General features: G+C 48.2%; 18 protein-coding genes. 8 read left to right on the top strand and 10 right to left on the bottom strand.

Translation table 11 applies throughout. The annotated features are described in order from the left end of the window. Positions 1 to 105 precede the first annotated feature (105 nt). The gene (locus tag PQI28_RS04510) at positions 106 to 432 is read right to left on the bottom strand and encodes a hypothetical protein (protein WP_339962635.1); all 327 of its coding nucleotides are present in this window, start codon (positions 430 to 432) and stop codon (positions 106 to 108) included. A 122-nt stretch (positions 433 to 554) separates the two neighbouring features. On the opposite strand from PQI28_RS04510, the gene PQI28_RS04505 reads away from it, so the two are divergent. Both PQI28_RS04505 and PQI28_RS04500 read left to right on the top strand, forming a co-directional pair. Beyond that, entirely contained in the window at positions 555 to 968 is a 414-nt protein-coding gene (locus tag PQI28_RS04505) for a hypothetical protein (RefSeq protein ID WP_271305847.1), read from the top strand. A 35-nt stretch (positions 969 to 1,003) separates the two neighbouring features. Next, positions 1,004 to 1,438 carry a hypothetical protein gene (locus PQI28_RS04500; RefSeq protein WP_214785488.1) on the top strand — a complete coding sequence of 145 codons (435 nt, stop codon included), beginning with the start codon at positions 1,004 to 1,006 and terminating at the stop codon, positions 1,436 to 1,438. Between the two features lie 32 nt (positions 1,439 to 1,470). On the opposite strand, the gene rluF is transcribed toward PQI28_RS04500, so the two are convergent. Beyond that, entirely contained in the window at positions 1,471 to 2,181 is a 711-nt protein-coding gene (gene rluF / locus PQI28_RS04495; RefSeq protein ID WP_015880301.1) for a 23S rRNA pseudouridine(2604) synthase RluF, read from the bottom strand. A 92-nt stretch (positions 2,182 to 2,273) separates the two neighbouring features. Here rluF and PQI28_RS04490 point away from each other — a divergent pair, with 92 nt between their 5' ends. Next, positions 2,274 to 3,098, top strand: a complete 825-nt coding sequence (locus tag PQI28_RS04490; RefSeq protein WP_339962634.1) for a hypothetical protein — start codon at positions 2,274 to 2,276, stop codon at positions 3,096 to 3,098. Here PQI28_RS04490 and PQI28_RS04485 read toward each other — a convergent pair. After that, positions 3,064 to 3,714: a C39 family peptidase gene (locus tag PQI28_RS04485; protein WP_339962633.1), complete on the bottom strand. Its 651-nt coding sequence runs from the start codon at positions 3,712 to 3,714 to the stop codon at positions 3,064 to 3,066. The genes PQI28_RS04490 and PQI28_RS04485 overlap by 35 nt on opposite strands. A gap of 74 nt (positions 3,715 to 3,788) precedes the next feature. Further along, positions 3,789 to 5,162: a YjiH family protein gene (locus PQI28_RS04480; RefSeq protein ID WP_214785491.1), complete on the bottom strand. Its 1,374-nt coding sequence runs from the start codon at positions 5,160 to 5,162 to the stop codon at positions 3,789 to 3,791. Between the two features lie 260 nt (positions 5,163 to 5,422). Between PQI28_RS04480 and PQI28_RS04475 the strand changes: the two genes are divergently transcribed. From PQI28_RS04475 to PQI28_RS04455, 5 genes are all read left to right on the top strand, one after another. Beyond that, positions 5,423 to 6,415: an LLM class flavin-dependent oxidoreductase gene (locus PQI28_RS04475; RefSeq protein WP_041917962.1), complete on the top strand. Its 993-nt coding sequence runs from the start codon at positions 5,423 to 5,425 to the stop codon at positions 6,413 to 6,415. Positions 6,416 to 6,552: 137 nt separating this feature from the next. Beyond that, positions 6,553 to 9,723, top strand: coding sequence for an EAL domain-containing protein (locus PQI28_RS04470; protein ID WP_339962632.1), 3,171 nt, complete (start codon positions 6,553 to 6,555; stop codon positions 9,721 to 9,723). A gap of 2 nt (positions 9,724 to 9,725) precedes the next feature. Beyond that, positions 9,726 to 10,481, top strand: a complete 756-nt coding sequence (locus PQI28_RS04465) for a hypothetical protein (RefSeq protein WP_339962631.1) — start codon at positions 9,726 to 9,728, stop codon at positions 10,479 to 10,481. After that, positions 10,469 to 11,326, top strand: coding sequence for an MBL fold metallo-hydrolase (locus tag PQI28_RS04460; RefSeq protein WP_339962630.1), 858 nt, complete (start codon positions 10,469 to 10,471; stop codon positions 11,324 to 11,326). The genes PQI28_RS04465 and PQI28_RS04460 overlap by 13 nt, the downstream gene beginning before the upstream one ends. Beyond that, the gene (locus PQI28_RS04455; protein WP_214785495.1) at positions 11,326 to 11,757 is read left to right on the top strand and encodes a GNAT family N-acetyltransferase; all 432 of its coding nucleotides are present in this window, start codon (positions 11,326 to 11,328) and stop codon (positions 11,755 to 11,757) included. The genes PQI28_RS04460 and PQI28_RS04455 overlap by 1 nt, the downstream gene beginning before the upstream one ends. Positions 11,758 to 11,782: 25 nt before the next feature. Here the strand turns inward: PQI28_RS04455 and guaC are convergent, their stop codons facing one another. From guaC to PQI28_RS04425, 6 genes are all read right to left on the bottom strand, one after another. After that, positions 11,783 to 12,766 (bottom strand): GMP reductase, encoded by a 984-nt coding sequence (gene guaC / locus PQI28_RS04450; RefSeq protein WP_074036799.1) that lies wholly within the window; start codon positions 12,764 to 12,766, stop codon positions 11,783 to 11,785. 203 nt (positions 12,767 to 12,969) lie between these two features. Continuing rightward, complete coding sequence (locus PQI28_RS04445; protein WP_339962629.1) at positions 12,970 to 15,027, bottom strand: PAS domain S-box protein; 2,058 nt, start codon at positions 15,025 to 15,027, stop codon at positions 12,970 to 12,972. A gap of 108 nt (positions 15,028 to 15,135) precedes the next feature. Next, positions 15,136 to 16,320: an MFS transporter gene (locus PQI28_RS04440; protein ID WP_339962628.1), complete on the bottom strand. Its 1,185-nt coding sequence runs from the start codon at positions 16,318 to 16,320 to the stop codon at positions 15,136 to 15,138. Between the two features lie 156 nt (positions 16,321 to 16,476). Beyond that, on the bottom strand, positions 16,477 to 18,486 hold the full coding sequence (locus PQI28_RS04435) for a catalase (RefSeq protein ID WP_339962627.1): 2,010 nt from the start codon (positions 18,484 to 18,486) through the stop codon (positions 16,477 to 16,479). A gap of 133 nt (positions 18,487 to 18,619) precedes the next feature. Continuing rightward, entirely contained in the window at positions 18,620 to 19,273 is a 654-nt protein-coding gene (locus PQI28_RS04430; RefSeq protein WP_339962626.1) for a hypothetical protein, read from the bottom strand. 45 nt (positions 19,274 to 19,318) lie between these two features. Beyond that, positions 19,319 to 20,521: an NAD(P)/FAD-dependent oxidoreductase gene (locus tag PQI28_RS04425; protein ID WP_339962625.1), complete on the bottom strand. Its 1,203-nt coding sequence runs from the start codon at positions 20,519 to 20,521 to the stop codon at positions 19,319 to 19,321. Positions 20,522 to 20,531 lie beyond the last annotated feature (10 nt).

Raw genomic sequence — 20,531 nt, 5'->3', positions numbered from 1 at the left:
AGAACGCCTCAAGCTCGTTGAACATAAAAAAAGACGAACCAGATCGCATCTTGCGATCTGGTTCGTCAACAGCCTGAGGGTCTCTATGGAGGCCCTAGTTTTTGATTACTCAAAGATTCCGACTAACTCCATCACGAGTAGCATGACTAGACCTGAGCTGAGCACAGCGGCAAAAAAGACGAGCACAGCATACTCTTTCTGCTTCAGAATAGCCCACCATCCTGTCACAAACGCTCCGAGCCCGAGGACGGAGAATGTGGTCATATAGCTGAGTCGAAGCATGTTTGCAGTATTGTCGCTCCAAAGCGTCGAGTGGAAGATTGTATCAAATTGATTGAGCAGGAGAAACGGCACATACATGGCAAGAAACAAGGCAATCAGGATGATTGACCACTTGCCGACCGAGGTGTGTGGAAAGATTGCACCATTCATGACGAATCACCTCTTTTCGTTTGAAAATCATCTATACCATTCATATTCCCGTTTTGAGTAAAAAATTTAAATGATTCATCAAATTGACATGATATAGTCGAAATGAAAGCGTGGGGATGAGGATGGTAGAACAGTTCAAAATGATTCGAATATGGGAAGACGATTTCGCAATCGAAGTGATGATGACACTAAAAGGAAAGTGGTGCGAGGTTACCGTGAACGAGTATGTCACAGCATCCGATATCAACGCCTTCATCTCTTCGTTACGAGCGTTCAATGAACGGAATGGGAAGTCTCCGGAGATGTGGATACTCAACCTTCCACTCGTCCGTCTCTCCTTGACGTTCGCGCTTGCGAATGCAAGAGGGGTTGTTCAAGTCAGCGCCGCAATCGAGCAAAATAAAGGTGATGGCGGAGATATGAAGGCGACGTTCTCGTTCGAGACGACGATGGGACAGATGGATGATTTGCAGCGACAACTGTCGGCATTCTTAGGACACGAAACCGATTCGGTCGAATCGCTTCGCCCAGAGTAAGTGGTCAGATTAAAACGAAAAGGCGTGTGCGAAAAGTGAAAACTCAATTCGAGATGGAACGGATTTGGATGGATGAGACTGAGCTGTTTTATCAGGTTAGGCTACAGCTCCATGCATCCGTCTGTTCGAGCAATCAAGATGTATATATACAGGACGAGACATTGGAAGAACTGATTGACTCAATCGATGGATTCAATAATATATGGGGAAAGAATCCCGTGACTTGGGAGTTGTTGGACCCGGATGCGGATGACCAAAAAATCAGCCTCACGTTCACACTGATTGATCGGATAGGCACGATTCAAGTCGACGTCTTCATCCATGACGAGTGGCAACACGATTCGTTCGACCACTTCCATGCGACCTTTAAGTTCAGAACGACAATGGGCCAGCTCGACGACTTGAGCGCTCAACTCAAACGTTTCATTCGTCGTGAGACCGACCATGTCGCATCGCTTCAACCAGAATAAAAAACAAGCCTAGACGCGCGTCTAGGCTTGTTTTAGTACCATTCTTTCGGTTCGTAATTCAATTCGCGGAACAACTGCTCCCGCTCTTTTTTCGAAAGGTCGCGCCATTGTCCAGGCGGGAGTTTTCCGAGCGTGATGTTCATGACACGCACGCGTTGGAGGCGGAATACTTCATAGCCGAGCGCCTCACACATCCGACGGATCTGACGGTTTAGTCCTTGCGTGAGGGTGATGTTGAAGTCGAACTTCGAGAGCGGACGTACTTTACACGGTAGCGTCTTCTGTCCGAGGATTTTGACGCCGGCTTCCATCTGTTCGACGAACTCCGGTGTGATCGGCTTATCGACCGAGACGATGTATTCTTTCTCGTGCTCGCCTTCTGCGCGAAGGATTTCGTTGACGATATCGCCATCGTTCGTCATGAGGATGAGGCCTTCCGAGTCTTTATCGAGACGACCGATGTTGAAGATGCGGAGCGGGTGGTTGACCATGTCGACCAAGTTCCCTTTTACTTTCTTCTCTGTCGTACTCGTGATCCCGACCGGTTTATGGACGGCAATATACACGTTGTTTCGTGCGACACGTGCGACCGAACCGTTGACGAGGACTTCATCCCCCGGTTTTACCTGGTCGCCGATTTTTGCTTTTTTCCCATTGATGGTGACGCGTCCCTCTTCGACGAGACGATCGGCTTGGCGACGGGACGCCTTGCCTGATTCACTGATGAATTTATTGATGCGCATGTATACACGTCCTTTGTTTGGCTTCGTCCTATCACTATAACGCATTTTATGAACTCTCGAAAGCGGGAAACGAACGGGAGAGGAGGGATGACATGGAGGCAGTAAAATTGTTACAAGATGCAATCCGATTTCAAGCAACGTTATGTGAGACATCGTTTGGTCAAGAACTGATTTCGGAGGCATCGCCTGTCCTTTGGTACGGTCGTCCTCGTGCGAATCAATGGCTGACTATTGGGACGAACCCGTCACGCGGCGAGTTTTTACATCGAGACGGGACACCGAGAATGGGGCAACACCAAAAGTTCTATTGGCGGAACGCGCTCTCGTTTGAAGATTACCTCGGAAATGAAGAGGCGCTGCAAGAAACGATAGAACGAGCATCGGCCTATTTCGAATCGGGTCGCGCGACAACGAGCTGGTTCGGGAAACCGAATGGCGCCAAACTTGAGGCGCTGTTGAACGGGATGGGGCGAACGTTTTATGACGATCCGGTCTCTGTCATCCACGTCGATTTTTTTAAACTTGCGACGTATGAACAAATGGGGAAGATGAAGACCGGACGCGACTGGATGGAACACCCGAACTCAATCGAGTTATTGGAGCGCACAATTACATATATCAACCCGACCCGGTTGATTGTGCTGGGGCGAGAGAATTGTCGTGCCTTCACAGGTTTCTCGACGACGGGGAGACTGGCAGCCTATCCTGCCGTCACCTATGAAATCGGACGCCATGAATCGGGCATCCCGATGATTGGACTTCATATGAAGCCGTCTGAAGTGTTCGTCGGGCTCGGGAATGGTCGTGATTCAAACGGGCTGCATTACGGGTCATATGCCAAGCGTGAGCATCTGTTACGAATCGGACAAGCGCTTGAAACGATTATGGACGAGTGGCTGGCGGATGGACGCGCGTGATACTTCCCCAGAAATTGAATTCGTTGAAGTCGATGTAGCGCACGTCTTTTGTACGGTTGTCGAGCACGGCCAACAAGATGACGTCCGGAAAACCCCGTTTTTCAAATTGTAAATAACCGATTCCGGTGACGGAATGGTTTTTATAAAATCCGTTCGCCATATTCAATACAAACGGGCGACCCGCTTTCAGCTCACGCTCAAACGTCGACCATTTCCATAGATAGCGTGAACTGCCTCGACCGTCATATCCGTATCGCTTCCATAGCTTCGTGATGATGGTGGCGATTTGAGTCGGAGGTGTCCCTTTCTCGTCTTTGAAATGATGCATGAAGGCGATCTCGCGCACATCTTCTTGAATTTGCGTCACATCATCTGGAATATTCGTATACCCATGGTCTCGATAGAAACGAAAGATCGCGGTAATGGACGTCAACGTACAGTTGTTCTTTCCGTTCTCGAACTGGCGTTGGAGTAAGACGGGCACGCCTTCAATCTGTACGGAGCGCTTTAATGTCCAGCGCCCGTGATAGCGATCGTTCACATAAGCTTCCGGATCGATGATTCCGGCATAGCCGTTGTTCGCGACCTCGAGTTGTCCTGCAAATGGGTGCTCCATCTAGGTCCCCCTCCTTTTTCTTTTAGTATACAAAGGACGCCCTATCTCATAAAAGAGAAAGGGCGTCGTTTTCGTTAAAAGACAAGATGCGCGATCCCGACGATGATTGGAAGTGTGATGAAGGTGCGTAACAAGAAGATTAAGACGAGGTCGAGGAATGAGATCGGTAGTTTTGAACCGAGCAACAAGCCCCCGACTTCAGACATGTAGATAAGCTGAGTGACAGACAGTGTGGCGATGACGAAACGTGTCAATTCGCTCTCGATGCCGCTTCCGAGGACGGCCGGCAAGAACATATCGGCGAAACCGACGACCATCGTCTGAGCAGCCTCCGATGCCTCAGGTACTTGCAGGAGCATCAGGATTGGTTCGAACGGCTTCCCGATAATGGTAAAGAACGGCGTATATTCTGCGATGACGACCGCAATCGTCCCGACCGCCATGACGACAGGGAGAACACCGATCCACATATCGAGGACGTTTTTGAAGCCGTCTTTGAGTGTCTCTAGAAAACTTTTACTCGAACGTGACTTTTGTAGCGCTTGTATCAACGCCCACTTCCCGAGTGAAACGTCTGACGGCACCTCTTCTTCCGGTTTAAGCTCGGTCTTCTCATAAGCCGTATCTGCTTTTTTAGATAGTGGATAAATCCGTGGCATGATGAGCGCTGCGACCAAGCCAGATAAGACGATCGCTCCGTAGTATGGCAAGAAATATTGATCGAGTTCGACATATTGTAAGACGACAATAGTGAACGTGATCGAGACGACGGAGAAGGTCGTCGCAATGATCGATGCTTCCCGTTTCGTGTAATAACCTTCCTCATACTGTTTGGTCGTCAGTAGAATCCCAATCGTCGCATCCCCGACCCATGAAGCGAGCGAGTCGAGTGAGGCGCGCCCTGGCAATCGGAAGAGTGGGCGCATGATTTTCATCAAGAATGTCCCGACGAACTCGAGAAGCCCAAAGTTCAAGAGGAGCGGTAACAACATACCTGCAAAAAAGAATGTCGCAAACAAGATTGGAATCAAATCAAAGAGGAGCAAACCTCCTGTGAATTCTGACGTGATCATTTCTGGTCCGAGTGTGAGTAGCGTCATCACACCGGCGACAAAACCGATGATGCGCATGACGAACCAAAACGGTGTCACGCTAAAGAGTGCGTTGATGGACGGTCGTTCCACCATAAAAGCAGGACGTGCCGTAAACAACAATAAAGATCCGACAATCGAAATCCCCATCATGATGACAGCGAGTGTCGGGACGAATTCGCCAATCCACTCAATCAATAGATTGGATAAGAAAGCGACCGGAATCGTAAAGCCTTCTTCTGATGAGATTGGTACGATGAAAAACATGATGCCGATGAGCGATGGAATCAAGAACTTAAAAAAGTCTCGACTCGAAAAAGAAGGTTTCTTTCCGTCTGGTGTTGATGAACCATTCATGATGTATTCCCCATTTCCCCGAAGTGTTTGTACTGTCTATGTATCCCCATTACACATCCAGCTATTCTTAAAACGTATTTCTTTCTTAGTATAAAAAATATGACCAGGTGCTATCAACCGAATGCGTAAATTTTCTGAAAAATATAAAGCAGACACTAGGCAAAACATTCGTATTCCCTTGAAGCATTTAGTATGATGACGGCGAGTCCAACAAATTCAAGATATTTAGAAACTTCATTATAGAGATAGGAGAATGCATCATGAGATTGAGTGTGTTAGACCAGGCGCCGGTCACGTCGGGTCATACAGGCGAGCATGCGCTGAACAGCGCGGTCGAGCTCGCACAAGTCGCAGAGGAGTTGGGATATTACCGGATGTGGATGGCGGAGCACCATGGCGGCATGTCGTTCGCGAGCTCGGCTCCGGAAGTCATCACGGCCTATCTGGCAGCTAAGACGAACAAGATTCGTCTCGGGTCCGGCGGCATCATGATGATGCACTATTCGCCACTCAAGATGGCGGAAGTGTTCAAGACGCTTAGCGCCCTAGCACCAGGACGCATCGACTTCGGTGTCGGACGCGCACCAGGCGGGGACGCGAACGCCATTTATGCGATGTCACAAGGGCAGAAGCCGATGATGGACGGTCTATACGAAAAGCTCGATACGACGCTTCAATTAATCAAAGATGAAGCACCGGAAGAGCGATGGTATAAAAATACGCCGGCAGCACCGACAGGCGTCACGCTTCCGGAAGCGTGGTTACTTGGGTCGAGCGGGAACAGTGCCGTACAAGCCGGTCGAATGGGACTCGGTTATTCGTTTGCTCAATTTTTCAATGGCGAACTGAGTGCCGACACACTCGATACGTATCGCCACCATTTCACCCCGTCTGACTTTATGGAGAAGCCGGACATTAGCGTCACGTATTTGGTCACGACGGCAGAGACGGAAGAAGAGGCAGAATATTTGGCTCGACCGTCTGATTTATCGCGACTCTTCTTGATGCGCGGACAGTTGAGACAGCTGTTGAGTCCGGAAGCGGCTCACGACTATCCGCTCACAGAAGTCGATAAAATTCATATCGCCAACAACCGAGCCATTCACCTCGTGGGAACACCGAAACAAATCGCAGAACAGTTGCGAGATGAATCGGAACGCTACGGTTTCGATGAAGCGATGATTTGTAGCATCCAGCATAAACAAGAGGATCGCTTGAACGTCTATCGCCTGTTGGCGAACGAGTTGCTTTGATTCGACGAACACCTTCTCAGATTGAGGAGGTGTTTTTGTATGAATGAAAAACGTTTTACCCTTTTTTCAAAGGTTTTCTCCATAGTCGGAGCGAAACCAACTACACTATAAGAAAAAGGAACAGGTGGAGGTATACGATGCAACGGATGAAAGGCGACCCATATTATCTATTTGAGCTGTTCACACGCTTGTATCGAATGGTATTTCTAATGGAAGTGACGGATGAAGGCTATCGTTATGTTCATGTGAGCGATCAGGGAAAAGTCGCTTCCTCGCTTCCGGATGATGTGGAAGGTCAGTATTTACATGAGATGTATCGCTCAGAAGTGGCAGATGAATTGATTGGACATTATGATGCGGTCGTCGAGACGGGGGAACCGGTCTATTTTATGTCAAAAATGAATGTTGAATCCAATACGGCCCGATTCGCCTCCTCTATGCTTGTGCCGATCGAAGATGAATCGGGTGTCGTGCGCTACGTGCTCAGTTTGACGACGGATTTGTCAGAAGAAGCGGAAATCAAGTTGTTGCGTAGTATCGAACATATGGACTATTTGACGGGAATGCCGAATTTGATGAAAGTCAAATTGGATCTTGATCAACTGTTTGAGCGCCAGAGCACGGAAGAAACGAGTGTGATGCGCCTACATATCAATCGTTTCAAGATGATGATGTCGCTCCAAGGGGTGGAGCGCTCGAATGAATTGATTAAAGACATCACGCGTCAATTGGCGAATACACTCCCGCAAGGTTCCATTATCGGTCGGGTCGATGGGGAAGATTTTATCGCGGTCTTGCCCCACGTCCCGATGAAGACGGCCTTTATGTATGCGGAACATTTACTTGATGTCATCGCGAGTCAGTCTTACAAAGTGGCCGATGCAGAATTCCCATTATCAAGTTGTATCGGCATCGGTTCGGGAACGTCTGACGCTGATCGCGTGATTATGAACGCTTCAACCGCTCTGCTTGAAGCACGCCAGGCCGGTAATCAAACGATTCGTTTATATGAACACGATGAGTATGTACAGCGTTACATTGATGAAATCATGATCGAAACGGAACTGGTAAAGGCGCTCAAACAAGACGAACTGTATATGGTCTATCAACCGAAAGTGTCGATGGATGGGTCGATTCATTTTGAGGCGCTCATTCGTTGGAATAGCCCGGTACTTGGGTTCGTCTCTCCTGAAACGTTCATTCGTGTGGCGGAACAGTCACTTCTCATTGAAGACGTGACGCAATTCGTCATGAATCGAGTCTGTCAGGACGTATCTGCATATGCAGAGCAATTCGAAGGTCGTCGTGTCGCCGTGAATGTGTCACCAAATTTGTTTCATGAGCATCACATGAATGAATTGGTGACCATCATTTCGTCATATGACCTGAAGCCGGAGCAGTTTGAATTCGAAGTGACGGAGCACACACTCATGCATGAACCGGTCGCTGCCATCAAAACGGTTGAATCGTTGAAGCAGCAAGGATTCCGATTGGTGATTGATGATTTTGGGGTGAGTTATTCTTCTTTAAATTACTTGAAGCTATTTGAAATCGATGGCATCAAGATTGACCGATCATTCGTTGCACAACTCGATCAAGAGAATGGGATGAAAGAATACGAAATCGTCAAACTGATTGTGTCACTCGCTAAAAAGTTAGAACTCGAAGTGACAGCAGAGGGCGTTGAAACGGAAGAACAGTATCGTATTTTACGTCAGCTCGGCTGTGATGAAATTCAAGGTTATTTCTTTAGCCGCCCGATGGCGCTCGAAAACCTAGATGAGGCACTCGAAATCTTGTATTCTCACCAGGTGGTCTTATCGAAAATTGAACAGCCGTCGCAGTTACTTCATCCTTCACTCGATGAACGCGAGATAAAGCGAATAAAGGCCATCTTACGATTGGAGATTTTAAACACGCCACACGAAGAACGGTTTGATCGGATTTCTCGTTTGGTCGCACAAACGTTTCAGGTGCCGATTGCCTTCATCTCCATCATGACGACGGACCAGCAATGGTTCAAATCGTGTGTCGGGATCGAACTCGAATCTTCTCATCTTAAGCGGGAGTGGACGCTATGTACGCGAGTCGTCACGTCGGAACGTCCGATTGTGATTGAAGATGTGGCAGCTGAAGCATTTGAGAGTGACAGTCCGTGGCTCGATCAAGTCGGGTTTTATGCCGGGGTGCCGCTCCGGACGAAACAAGGTCACGTCATCGGTACGCTTTGTGTGGTAGATGCTCAGGCGAGAACATTCACTGAAGAGAATCTACATGCGCTCGAGTCGTTCACACACTGGGTCATGGCAGAGATTGAACATACAGAAATGTCACGGCGACAAATCAAACGCCAACAAGTCGTAGAGGCGTTGTATGAAGCGACAGCACTTCGTATGCCGTTTCAAGACCAGTTGGCACGAGTTCAAGAAATCTTATTGGAATGGGTTGGTTACTCGCATGCCGTGATCTTCTCAAGTGAATCCTCACATCGCCTCTTGGTCGAGAACGGGGTGTCTCGTCTGATGTGGGAGGAAGAAGAGCTACGCACCCTCCATCAACTGACGACGGTCGGTTCACAAACTCTTCAAGAAGGAGAACTGATTGTAGATGGAATTGAGTTCACAACAATTGTCAGCTTCCCTTTGACACATAAACACCAAGTGTTTGGGTGGATTGTCTTATTGGCGGAGCAAGGCAATTTAAACGATCAACTCGACGAAGAAACCCTGCAAGAGTTGGCAGACACAATTCGGTTGCTTGCAAGATGGTTAGAGAACGGCATTCGGAAAGAGCGGAAACAACGCGAAATGATTCGAATTGCGACACAGGATCAACTGACAAAACTCTGTAATCGATATACACTGATGACCGATTTATATAGACAGATTCAGCGTTCACAAAGAATCACATTGTTGTTGATCGATATAGACGACTTCAAACGGATTAATGATCAATATGGTTACCTAATCGGAGATGAATTGTTGATTGAAATCGCACAACGATTGAGCGGATTCGTGGAAACGTTCGGAGGTCAAGTATATCGATTTTCAGCTGATGAATTCGTTGTCGTTCAAGAGGATGGACCTGTTGGCTTAAAGGAGATGAACAACGTTATTTCCCAGGGAATAAACGCGTCAAATGGTGAAACCATACGTCTTACAGTAAGTATCGGGGTCGCCACAATCCAATCTACCTCAACAATTGATTCGATTCTTCAGCAAGCGGATGCGGCTATGTATATTGCGAAGAACAATGGTGGCAACCAATGGTTTCAATACGATGGATATTCAAATGATGAGGAGTTTTAAGTATGGGGAAATTGTGGTTGATTGAGGGGTTGCCGGGAAGTGGAAAATCCACATTTGCTGAAAAGATATGTGCGTTGAAAGAAGGTGTCTTCTATTCGGAAGTGGACGCTGCTCACCCCGTCGATCTGCATGAAATCTACTGGGTAACGGAACCACCTTCACATGGTACGATTCTTGATGAAATTGAAGACGGATGGCTCGTTCGTTACGATGAAGGGGAAAAGCGCGTAGGAACGGACGTTTATGAGTTGCCGTTCTCGCTGCATACACGAATCATGTGCGAACGATGGCGACGTTATGTAACGAAATTCGAGCAGGAAGAACGTGACGTCATCTTTGAATGTGCGTTGTTTCAAAATCCGTTCACGATTGGGATGGTCGCCCAAGACGTTTCGTTAGAGGCGATTGAAGCATACGTTCAAGAGGTTTCATCGATTCTAAAACCAATCGAACCAATCATCATATATTTGGAGTTAAACGATGTCGCTCGGATATTTCCAGTCGTCTACGACGAGCGACCGATTGAATGGCAACAGGGGTTTGTCGAGTATTACACGACAGGGTCCTATGCATCGAAACGTAACCTTGTCGGTGTATCGGGGACGATTGCGGTATTGGGGGAAAGACAGCGACTTGAACTCGAATTACTTGAACGGATCCCACTTCGTCATGTCCGAATCCAAAATGATGAGCGTTCTTCATTTGAAGAACTAACCAAATTGATAGAAGAGGAGTCGAGCCGTTCATGCAAACCTTAATCAAACATTCGGAACGTTTTTGGTATATGACGCCGGTTGCGCATACAGACCGTCCGATTCTTGGTGCCGTTGTCGGTGACACCCATACATTACTCATTGACGCGGGCAACTCCGTGGCGCACGCATCATTCTTTTTACAGCATTTGAACGAGCGTGGTCTCCGTGCGCCTTCGATGGTCGCATTGACACATTGGCATTGGGACCACATCTTCGGTCTACCTGCCTTAGAAGGAGTGGTCTCGATCGCAAGCGAGGCGACGAAACACGAGATGGAGAAACTCGTCCCTTACGCTTGGGACGATGCATCATTGAATCAACGAGTTGCTGAAGGAATTGAAATCGACTTTTGTGCCAAGGCGATCCGCGAAGAGTATGGTGATTCGCGAGACATTCAAATCGTTCTGCCGACACTGACGTTTCAGGAATCGTTGACGCTTGATCTTGGCGGGGTTCATGTCATATTGAGGCATGTCGGTGGCGACCATGCAAGAGATTCGGTCGTTCTCTATCTCGTGGAAGAACGCATCTTATTTTTAGGAGACGCGCTGTATGCAAATTTGTATGCCCCGACATGGCGAATGACACCAGAAGAGACACTTCGGTTGTTACATGTACTAGAGACATTTGATGCACAACAGATCGTCTGGTCACACGGTGAGATGGTAAGTCGTGAAGCGTTCGCAGCAGATTGCCTTACTTTGAAAAGAATCGCCACGATTTCAAGCGATTTCCCGGGAAATATTGAAGAAATCACACAATCATACGCTGCACTTGTCAATCGTGAATTGAACGAAGAAGAGCAGGAATTGATTACGTTTTTTGTGAATGGGACGGTGGAGAATTAATGCATACGATTGTACGAATCCATGAAGAAGACGAGTCATTTCAACAGTTTTTGACTGGGAAGCTACGTGATTATAACAATGTTCACTCTGCGCATCATCGCGAGATTCGCGAGGCGATCGTACCGGCCATTCAATTGAAAATCGAGCAAGAAGGACGGATCATTGCTGGCTTATACGGGAGTGTGTATTGGGGATGGTTCGATTTAGACCGTTTATGGGTGGAGTCGAATGTTCAGGGGCAGCGGCTAGGGAGTCGCTTGCTTGAAGAAGGGGAAACGATTGCGAGGTCGCTCGGTGCAACGCGTGTGAAGTTGACGACGTTCTCGTTTCAGGCTAAATCATTTTATGAGCGCTTTGGCTATACGGTCGCCGGTGTGCTACCGGACTACCCACCCGGATCTGACTATTACATGATGATGAAGGAACTATAAAAGGCGACACGAGGTCGCCTTTTTTTTAGTACACTTTATCCCCATTGAAGATTGAGTTTTTCACCATGACATAGTCTACCGTGCGCAATGCTTCGAGACTGTCGCCACCCGCGTAAGAAATCGCCGACTGGAGATCTTGCTCCATCTCGGTCAATGTATCTTGTAATGCCCCTTTGTGTTCGACAAACATCTTTTTCCCCTCGACGTTTTTTCGCTCACCTTTTTGGAACTCGGAAGCAGAGCCGAAATACTCTTTTAGTTGTTTGCCGTCTTGCTCGAACGTTTCCCCTGGAGATTCGTCATGGCCAGCGAACAATGAGCCGATCATGACCATCGAAGCGCCAAAACGAATCGACTTGGCGATATCCCCATGTGTACGGATTCCCCCATCCGCGATGATTGGCTTCGTCGCTGCCTTGGCACACCAGCGGAGCGCCGCTAATTGCCAGCCGCCCGTGCCGAATCCCGTTTTGATTTTCGTGATGCACACTTTCCCTGGTCCGATTCCGACTTTCGTCGCATCCGCTCCGGCATGTTCCAATTCACGAACGGCCTCTGGCGTCCCGACGTTCCCCGCGATGACAAATGAACCAGGAAGATGGTGCTTGATATGTTGAATCATTCGGATGACCGCGTTCGAGTGTCCATGTGCGATATCGATCGTAATAAATTCTGGTGTATGACCAGTCGACTGAAGCATCTCGATAAATGCATACTCCTCCTCTTTCACCCCGACGCTGATTGAGGCATAGAGACCTTTCTCATGCATGTCCTGGATAAACGCGAGACGCGTCTCAGGATTGAAGCGATGCATGATGTAAAAGTAACCGTTCTCGGCCAACATGAGCGCCACTTTCTCATCAATAATCGTTTGCATGTTAGCCGGAACGACCGGTAAACGGAACGTGAAGCCCCCGAGCTCGACGGTCGGATCACATTCCGAGCGACTGTCGACAATACATTTTGCAGGAATTAATTGAATATCTTCATAATCAAATACTTTATCCATAAGTTGCACCCCTATTCACGAACATTAACATCTCGAACTATGAAAAAACTTCGCCCATTCGGTAATATAACGTGAACAACTCTCAAAGTCAAAGGGAAACTTCGTGAAAATGGTCTAAAAATGAATGTATTTAGATTTATGAGTATTTAATGTTCGTGTTTAAGGGGTAATTAGATGTTTCACGTGAAAAAAAGGACCTTGATTCACAGGTCCTTTGCGAGTACATATTGGTTTCGACCGTCTGCTTTCGCCTCATATAAAGCGAGGTCGGCGCGTTTCAACAGCTGTTTAGTCGACAATCCTTTTGTATAACGAGCGCCACCGACGCTCGAAGTTGTGATGAATGTATGCTGGTCGATTTCCCAAGGTCGTTGTAACGCTTGGATAATCTTTTCGGCGACACGATGGAGAGAAGAAGGATCGGTGAATCGGATGAGGACGGCGAATTCATCGCCCCCGAGTCTTGCCACCATATCTTGTTTTCGGAGTACCGACGTCAATCGGCGCGCCAATTGACGCAAGAGCTCATCCCCGACATCATGGCCGAACGTGTCGTTGATTTGTTTGAAACGGTCGACATCGAGCGCGAGAACGCCTAATTGCTCTTTCTCATATCTCGTCTCTTCGATGGCTTCTTCAAGATAGGCGAGGAAGTAGCGTCGGTTCGGCAAATCAGTCAGCGTGTCGTGATATGCCAAGTGCTTTAAGCGCTTCTCAAGCGCTTTTCGCTGCATGATTTCTCGGCTGACCGTCAAGTAGTGAAGAAGATGCCCTGATTCGTCATAGATAGCTTGAATTTTTGTCTCGAGCCAGATCCAGCGTTGGTCCGCGTGAAAGTGTCGGAATTCAAGAGTCAGCGAGATGTCTTGCTCTTTCAAGTCCTTCAATTGTGAACGGACGATTTGAATGTCATCTGGATGAATATAGTCGAGCGTATTCTTCCCTTCATAGTAATCGGCCGCAAAGCCGAGAACCGTACGATGAGAAGGGGAGGCGTAACGAACCGTCCCATCCCGTTCTAATATGCAAACGAGATCACTCATGTTTTCCGTAATCAGTCTGTATTGTAACTCACTTTGTCTCAGGGCCTGTTCCATTTCTCGTTTTTCCGTGACATCGCGCAAAATCGTCAATACGGCCAGTCGTCCTTCATAGTCGATGAGGAGACTGCTGATGTCCATATGAAGTCGGTCCCCGCTCGGCGTCACAACGACCATCTCCGTATCTTGAACAGGTCCACCTAGTTCAAGGGTAGCGAGACGTGTCAGAGTGGATTGGTGATATTCTTCTGCAATGAAAGAAAAGATGGATTCACTCTCGAGATAAGTCTCTCCAATCGTTTCGAGCGCCATTGCGTTCGCATATAAAATCTTCCCATCTTGGTGAACGATGATGCCTTCCGGAATCGTCTCGATCAGTTGGCGATAGCGACGTTCACTTTCGATTGTGGCCCGTTCAGCGTTCTTCTCAGGCGTTAAATCGATGATGATGGCAAACAATCCAGTGATGTTGCCACCGACTTCGATCGGGATGTTCAATACGGACAAATCAAGCCGCTCCCCAGACTCATGAGTGGCGTAAACCGAATACTTGTGCGGAATGCCGGATAACGTGAACTGCAACCCTTTCCGTACACGAGAACGTTCGTCCTCGGGAAGCCAGTAAAGGAACGGTTGATGGAGCATCTCCTGCTCGGCATATCCAGTGATGCTCATGACGGCCGGATTGACCGATTTGATATTCAGATGATGATCAAGTACAAAAATGCCATGGGGCGAGTAACGTCTTAATGACTCATGATGATCTTTCAAAATGGACAATTCCAGTTCGCGACGCTTTCGTTCCGTCACTTCGCGGACGACCGAGACGATATGTGTACATTGTCCCTCGTCATTAAAAATAGGAGTCACTTCTGACTCGAAATAATGAAGGGGAAGCGTCAATACATCATTTGCTTCTACCGTATCGGTGTAGAACGAGTCAGCAAGACGATAGTCTTCATAGACGACACTTTTTTTCGTTCGAATCGCTTCATCGTAATAGGTTGTGATGAGCGCGGCCGTTTCAGCGGGGACGAGTTCGTCAATCTGTTTTCCGACATCTGCGTCCGACCAGTTGATCGCGCGTTTTGCGGGTTCATTCACAAAGACGTATCGATAAGCTGAACCATCGACTTCCATAAAGAACACATAGTCTGAAATTTTATCGAACGTCCGTAATAAAATCGATGCGTTGTATTGAAGTGTTTGGTCAGCCTTCATCTCGTCTCCCTCATTTCGTTCTATTTTTTACACGTCATTTTTATCTTAACGTATCCTTCGATAAAATGTGTGAACTTTCAAAAAAAGACAGGATGCAATCACATCCTGTCAGGCGGCCTCTTTTAGTTGTTTTTGTTCGCTTCGGCCATTCATGAGGTAATACAAGAAAATGGTAAAGAGAACGACGCCGGAAAGCATCAAGTATAGCGTCGAAAATCCAGTCAATGGAATGAGTAGACCGATGAAATACGGACCAAACCCGAGACCTGCATCGAGTGCGATGAAGAACGTCGAAGTAGCCATACCCATCCGGTGGGGTGGGGATGCTTTGACGGCAATCGCTTGTGTACCGGACTGGATATTCCCAAACCCGAGCCCGATTAGAGCACCTGCGAGTAACAGCATCCAGCCGCTATTCGCTTGACTGAGCACGAGAAGCCCGACGGCGAAAATCGCGATTGCTGGATACATGACGACATTCGCCCCGCGCGCGTCCATCAATTTCCCGGTAATCGGACGAGACAACAGGACGGCGACGGAGTAGACGAGGAAGAAGATACTCGCCGCTTCAATCAAGTCAAGTTCACTCGCGTAAAAGTTGATATAGGACAAGACGCTCGAGTAGCTGAGCGCGGCCATCCCGATGATGAGTGCGATCGGTAACGCCTTCGGTTCAACGAATGATTTCAATGAGAAACCACGAACGACTTCCGGTACGTCTACTTCTGGTACGTTCACGAAGAACGTACTCGCCAAACTGATCAGTCCGATCACGAAACAAAGTCCGAAAATAACGGTGAAACTCGTATATTGGCTAAGGAGCAACCCGACGAATGGCCCGATGGCTGTCGCCAAGGTAGAGCTCATACTGTAGTAGCCAATCCCTTCGCCTTTTCGTGTCGCGGGAATGACCTGTGCCACGATTGTTCCGGTTGCGGTACTCGATAATCCCATCCCGAGACCGTGTACGAAACGAGTGAGCAATAAGAACCCGACGCCCCAATGGACGAAGTACAACAAGATGGTGGCGGTGAAAAAGACGAGCCCGATATAAAGCGTCTTTTTCCGGCCAATCGAATCGATGAGTCGACCGATGAACAATCGTCCGGTCAACGTCCCGATGATAAAGATGCCGGTGACGAGCCCTGCTTGACTCGTCGTCGCCCCGTACGACTCGACGGCATGTACCCCGATGGTGACCATCAATAAGAAAAAGATGAGCGTCAGGAAGAAGTTGATGAGCGAGATAATCAAAAAGTCTCTCGTCCACAGTTTTTGGATAGGTTGTTGCATCGAAAACGACGCCTCCTTTTCTTCAAATTCGAATAGTTAATAAACATAACTAAAAGAGTATACCAAATCAAAACAGGATTGTCTGAGATGATGCATTCCACGAGTTCATGGAGCAAATAAAAAAACTCGACTCGTGAATCGAGTCGAGTGGTATCGTTAAGCGCGGTCCCAGAAGCGGGCGGTTGCGATTCCGTCGATGAACGTATCGAATCCATCGAGGTTATGCGTATCAAACGTGAAGACCCCAGGCTGGTCTGTCTTCACGCGACATGTTGCGAGCGCTTCTTTATGATGCACGTGCAGGGCGAGCGGTTTATAGTGCTTATACGTGTTCTCGATGAACTCGAGGATGTCATCTTCGACCGAGGTTGCGGCACTCACCAAGAAGGCGGCGTCGAAGAGGCTCGAGTCGACCGTGTCATACGTCTCTTTTACTTTCAAATCACCGAGCATATAGGCTTTCTTACCGACGAGACTATAGTTGACGTTGTGGTCGGCGAGTTGCTTCACCCATTGCTTCACTTGATTCGCATCCACGTCACCGGCGAGGAGAAGGGCGACGCTCTTCGTATCTGGTTTTTTGATCGTGTTTGCCATCGAGAGGGCAGGGGACGTCTTGTCTGACTGGACTTCATTGTTTTCTTCAGGTACTTGCACGCCTAAATTGTCCGCGACGACCTCGGCGAGATGGCGATCGATCCGATTTAATAAATCGACAGCGTTTTCTTTCACCATATCCGACTCACATTTCCCGAGTTCGAAACTGCAGGCTTCTTGAATGTGTTGCTTTTCGACATCGGTCATGCTGTTATAGAAGAGTTTCGCCTGTGAATAGAAGTCTAGGAAGCTGTCGCTGCGTCCTCGAATCTTATGTCCATCGACTTTCTCTTGATAATGCTCAAATCCGCCTTGGTCAGCTGGTACGGGTTCAGGCTGATTGTTATTGAGCGCATTTTTATGATAACTCGTTTGTCCTTTGTGGACGGCCATTTGATGCATGCCGTCACGCTGATTGTTGTGGAACGGACAAACGGGTTTGTTGATTGGAATCTGGTGGAAGTTTGGTCCACCGAGACGCGAGAGTTGCGTATCTGTATAAGAGAACAAGCGCCCTTGTAAGAGCGGGTCGTTCGAGAAATCGATTCCTGGAACGAGGTGTCCCGGATGGAAGGCGACTTGCTCGGTTTCGGCGAAGAAGTTATCGACGTTTCGATTGAGTGTCATCTTCCCGACAAGTTTCACAGGGATTTCTTCCTCGGGCCACAGTTTAGTCGGGTCTAAAATGTCGAAGTCATAGTTGAACTCATCTTCTTCAGGGATGAGTTGGAGTCCGAGCTCCCATTCCGGATAATCGCCTTTGTTGATGGCTTCATACAAATCGACACGGTGGAAGTCCGCATTTTTCCCGACTGCTTTTTGAGCTTCGTCCCATACTTGTGAATGGACACCGAGCTTCGGTTTCCAATGGAATTTGACGAAATGTGCCTTTCCTTCCGCATTCACGAGACGGAACGTATGGACCCCGAACCCTTCCATCATGCGTAGACTACGTGGAATTCCCCGGTCACTCATCGCCCACATGACCATATGAGCGGTCTCGTGGTTTTGTCCGACGAAGTCCCAGAACGTATCGTGCGCGCTTCCCCCTTGCGGCACTTCCGTATGCGGTTCAGGTTTTACAGCATGGACAAGGTCTGGGAATTTGATGGCATCCTGAATAAAGAAGACAGGGATGTTGTTTCCGACTAGGTCGTAGTTCCCTTCGTCTGTATAAAACTTCGTCGCAAAACCGCGTACGTCACGGACTGTATCCGCAGACCCACGCGAGCCTTGGACGGTCGAGAAACGGACAAATACCGGTGTTGTCTTCGAAGGATCGTTCAAGAAATCAGCTTTTGTGATGTCGGCGAGCGGTTCATATACGTGAAACTCTCCGTGTGCCCCAACGCCGCGAGCGTGGACAATCCGTTCTGGAATCCGCTCATGGTCAAAGTGGGTCATCTTCTCCCGGAAATGAAAATCTTCAATCAAGGTCGGACCGCGACGCCCTGCCTTCAGTGAGAATTCATCTTCCGCCATCTTCAATCCTTGGTTCGTCGTCAAGCCTGCTTGTTGTTCGTTATCAATCGTATGTTGTTTTAACTGCTCTTCTTTCTTGTTCCCCATGTGATTGCCTCCCTTAAGTATGACTGACCGTTGTAAGTCACGTTTTGACCTACTGTATCGGTGTTCCCTAACCCAAATAAAAAAATCCCTCTTTTTTCAAAAAAGAGAGATTTCACACAAACGAGTAACTCACTTATAGCGCGGCCCATACGTGCTGCTTCAAAACGATTTGTTGCACGATTTTTGGGTCAAGATCATATTCACTGGAGACGATTCGCGTCACTTTTGATTTCACGTCCGGGTCGTCTGGATCCTGTTTCGTATATTGTTCCTGCCACAACGCCCAGATTTGAATCTCTTTTCCAGTCAGTTTCGTCGACCACTCTTTCTCACGAAGCTGCCAGCCGAACATCATCTCGTCTGTTTGACCAGGTTCGACCCAGTCGGCAAGCGCATAGTCGCCTTCAGGAGCGAATACGGCCTCACCGAGTGGGGGTTCTGTCCCGATATAGGCGGCGTCATCATAAAATCGTAACAAGGCGGCCTGGAATTGGTCAGACTGTTGGACGTTCTCGATGACGTCATGGCTAATGGATTGAAGTTCATCCGTACTTGGTTCACCATGCACCACAACATCATATTCATATCGCGTCACACCGTCTTCTACAACGGGTGAACGCTTTTCGATCGTGTATATTTCCTCGGAAATAGAGACTTGTTCAGACTTTAACTGCGTGGTGGGTGTCGACTCGTTTGGCCAAAACCAGATGGCGCAGCCAAGAGGGACGAGAAACACGATCAGTCGGCGAAACGTGTACACCCATCTTGCTTTTCTTTTTTTCTTCAATCCAAAAACACTCCTTCAATATGTAACAACCCCCAAGAATAGGGGTTACGTTCGGTCTAGACGAACGAGATCAGCGTCTGGATGATGCTGACCACGAACGAGGGCACTCAGGATGTGAGAGCCGAGCATACTGTACACCGTCCCATTTCCCCCATATCCGAGCAAGTAAAACAAATTCGGTCGATTCGGGTGCTCTCCTATGAACGGGAGTTGGTCCACCGATTCTCCAAACAAGGCGACCCAGGCATAATCGACTTCAAGGTCATACATCGGGAAGAGTTCTGCAATTTTCTCCTTCACTCGTTCAGCCCGGTCGTTCATGAGTGCCTCATCGTGAGGCGTCTCTGCCTTGTCTTCGTCGAGGCCACCAGCGATAATCCGACCGTCCGGAGTCGTACGTAAATATAGGTATGGTCGTTTCGTCTCCCAAATGAGTGCGCGTCCTTCCCATTCGCTGAACTCTGTAATCGGATTCGTTGCGATGGCGTATGAACGGTTCAAATCGATCCGATGAGAATCAAGTAGGGGAGCAGGACCGTAACCTGTCGCAAAAATGACTTTGTTTGCTTTGAATGTACCGTTTGAAGTGAGGACAATCCATCCTTCGCCTTCTGAAACGACTTCATCTACCGATGTTTCTTCAAAAATCGGGACGTTTTGTTTCGATAAGTGACGAATGATTTGACGACTGAGCGTGAGCGGATTGACTTCGGCATCACCTTTTGTGATCAAGGCCGCCGGTTTGTCGAATGGGAAACGTTCACGCAATGTATCGCGATCGAGCCATTCCACTTCAAAACCATGCTTCGAAAGCATCTCATACTCAAGTTTCAATTTGGCAACATCGGCCTCTTCACTCGCAAAACAAAGGCTATCCCGGCGAATATAAATATCGGCTGCCCCGACATCTTCCGCTACCTGATCAAGTGATTCGACGGCATCGAGACAAAGACGATAGAAGCGTACCGCCGCTTCTTCTCCGATTTTTTCGGCGAGTTCATGTAACATAATGTCATTTGAATATTGAATAAGACCGGTGTTGGCCGACGTGCTGCCTGTTCCGACTTTTCGTCCGTCGAGCACCGCAAAATCCACGCCATCCTGTTGCAACGTATAAGCTGTCAGCGTTCCGGACATTCCGGCCCCGATGACGAGTACGTCATACTGCTCTTTTTTCTCAGGTTGTTGCAACACCACGTCATCTGATTCGGTCGTTGGCCAATATAAATCTCCGTTATACAATTCCATCAGTTTCATC

This window comes from Exiguobacterium sp. USCH10 (assembly GCF_037619445.1).
Taxonomy (GTDB): Bacteria; Bacillota; Bacilli; order Exiguobacteriales; family Exiguobacteriaceae; genus Exiguobacterium; species Exiguobacterium aestuarii_A.
Note: the sequence above shows the minus strand (reverse complement) of the source record. Positions and strands in the feature narration are given on the sequence as shown.

Excerpts from the sequence above, each read along its gene's own strand:
- PQI28_RS04445 (WP_339962629.1), bottom strand. The coding sequence starts at position 15,027 with ATGAAGGCTGACCAAACACTTCAATACAACGCATCGATTTTATTACGG.
- PQI28_RS04465 (WP_339962631.1), top strand. The coding sequence starts at position 9,726 with ATGGGGAAATTGTGGTTGATTGAGGGGTTGCCGGGAAGTGGAAAATCC.
- PQI28_RS04510 (WP_339962635.1), bottom strand. The coding sequence starts at position 432 with ATGAATGGTGCAATCTTTCCACACACCTCGGTCGGCAAGTGGTCAATC.
- rluF (WP_015880301.1), bottom strand. The coding sequence starts at position 2,181 with ATGCGCATCAATAAATTCATCAGTGAATCAGGCAAGGCGTCCCGTCGC.
- PQI28_RS04440 (WP_339962628.1), bottom strand. The coding sequence starts at position 16,320 with ATGCAACAACCTATCCAAAAACTGTGGACGAGAGACTTTTTGATTATC.
- PQI28_RS04470 (WP_339962632.1), top strand. The coding sequence starts at position 6,553 with ATGCAACGGATGAAAGGCGACCCATATTATCTATTTGAGCTGTTCACA.
- PQI28_RS04480 (WP_214785491.1), bottom strand. The coding sequence starts at position 5,162 with ATGAATGGTTCATCAACACCAGACGGAAAGAAACCTTCTTTTTCGAGT.
- PQI28_RS04485 (WP_339962633.1), bottom strand. The coding sequence starts at position 3,714 with ATGGAGCACCCATTTGCAGGACAACTCGAGGTCGCGAACAACGGCTAT.
- PQI28_RS04460 (WP_339962630.1), top strand. The coding sequence starts at position 10,469 with ATGCAAACCTTAATCAAACATTCGGAACGTTTTTGGTATATGACGCCG.
- guaC (WP_074036799.1), bottom strand. The coding sequence starts at position 12,766 with ATGGATAAAGTATTTGATTATGAAGATATTCAATTAATTCCTGCAAAA.
- PQI28_RS04475 (WP_041917962.1), top strand. The coding sequence starts at position 5,423 with ATGAGATTGAGTGTGTTAGACCAGGCGCCGGTCACGTCGGGTCATACA.
- PQI28_RS04455 (WP_214785495.1), top strand. The coding sequence starts at position 11,326 with ATGCATACGATTGTACGAATCCATGAAGAAGACGAGTCATTTCAACAG.
- PQI28_RS04435 (WP_339962627.1), bottom strand. The coding sequence starts at position 18,486 with ATGGGGAACAAGAAAGAAGAGCAGTTAAAACAACATACGATTGATAAC.
- PQI28_RS04490 (WP_339962634.1), top strand. The coding sequence starts at position 2,274 with ATGGAGGCAGTAAAATTGTTACAAGATGCAATCCGATTTCAAGCAACG.
- PQI28_RS04505 (WP_271305847.1), top strand. The coding sequence starts at position 555 with ATGGTAGAACAGTTCAAAATGATTCGAATATGGGAAGACGATTTCGCA.
- PQI28_RS04425 (WP_339962625.1), bottom strand. The coding sequence starts at position 20,521 with ATGGAATTGTATAACGGAGATTTATATTGGCCAACGACCGAATCAGAT.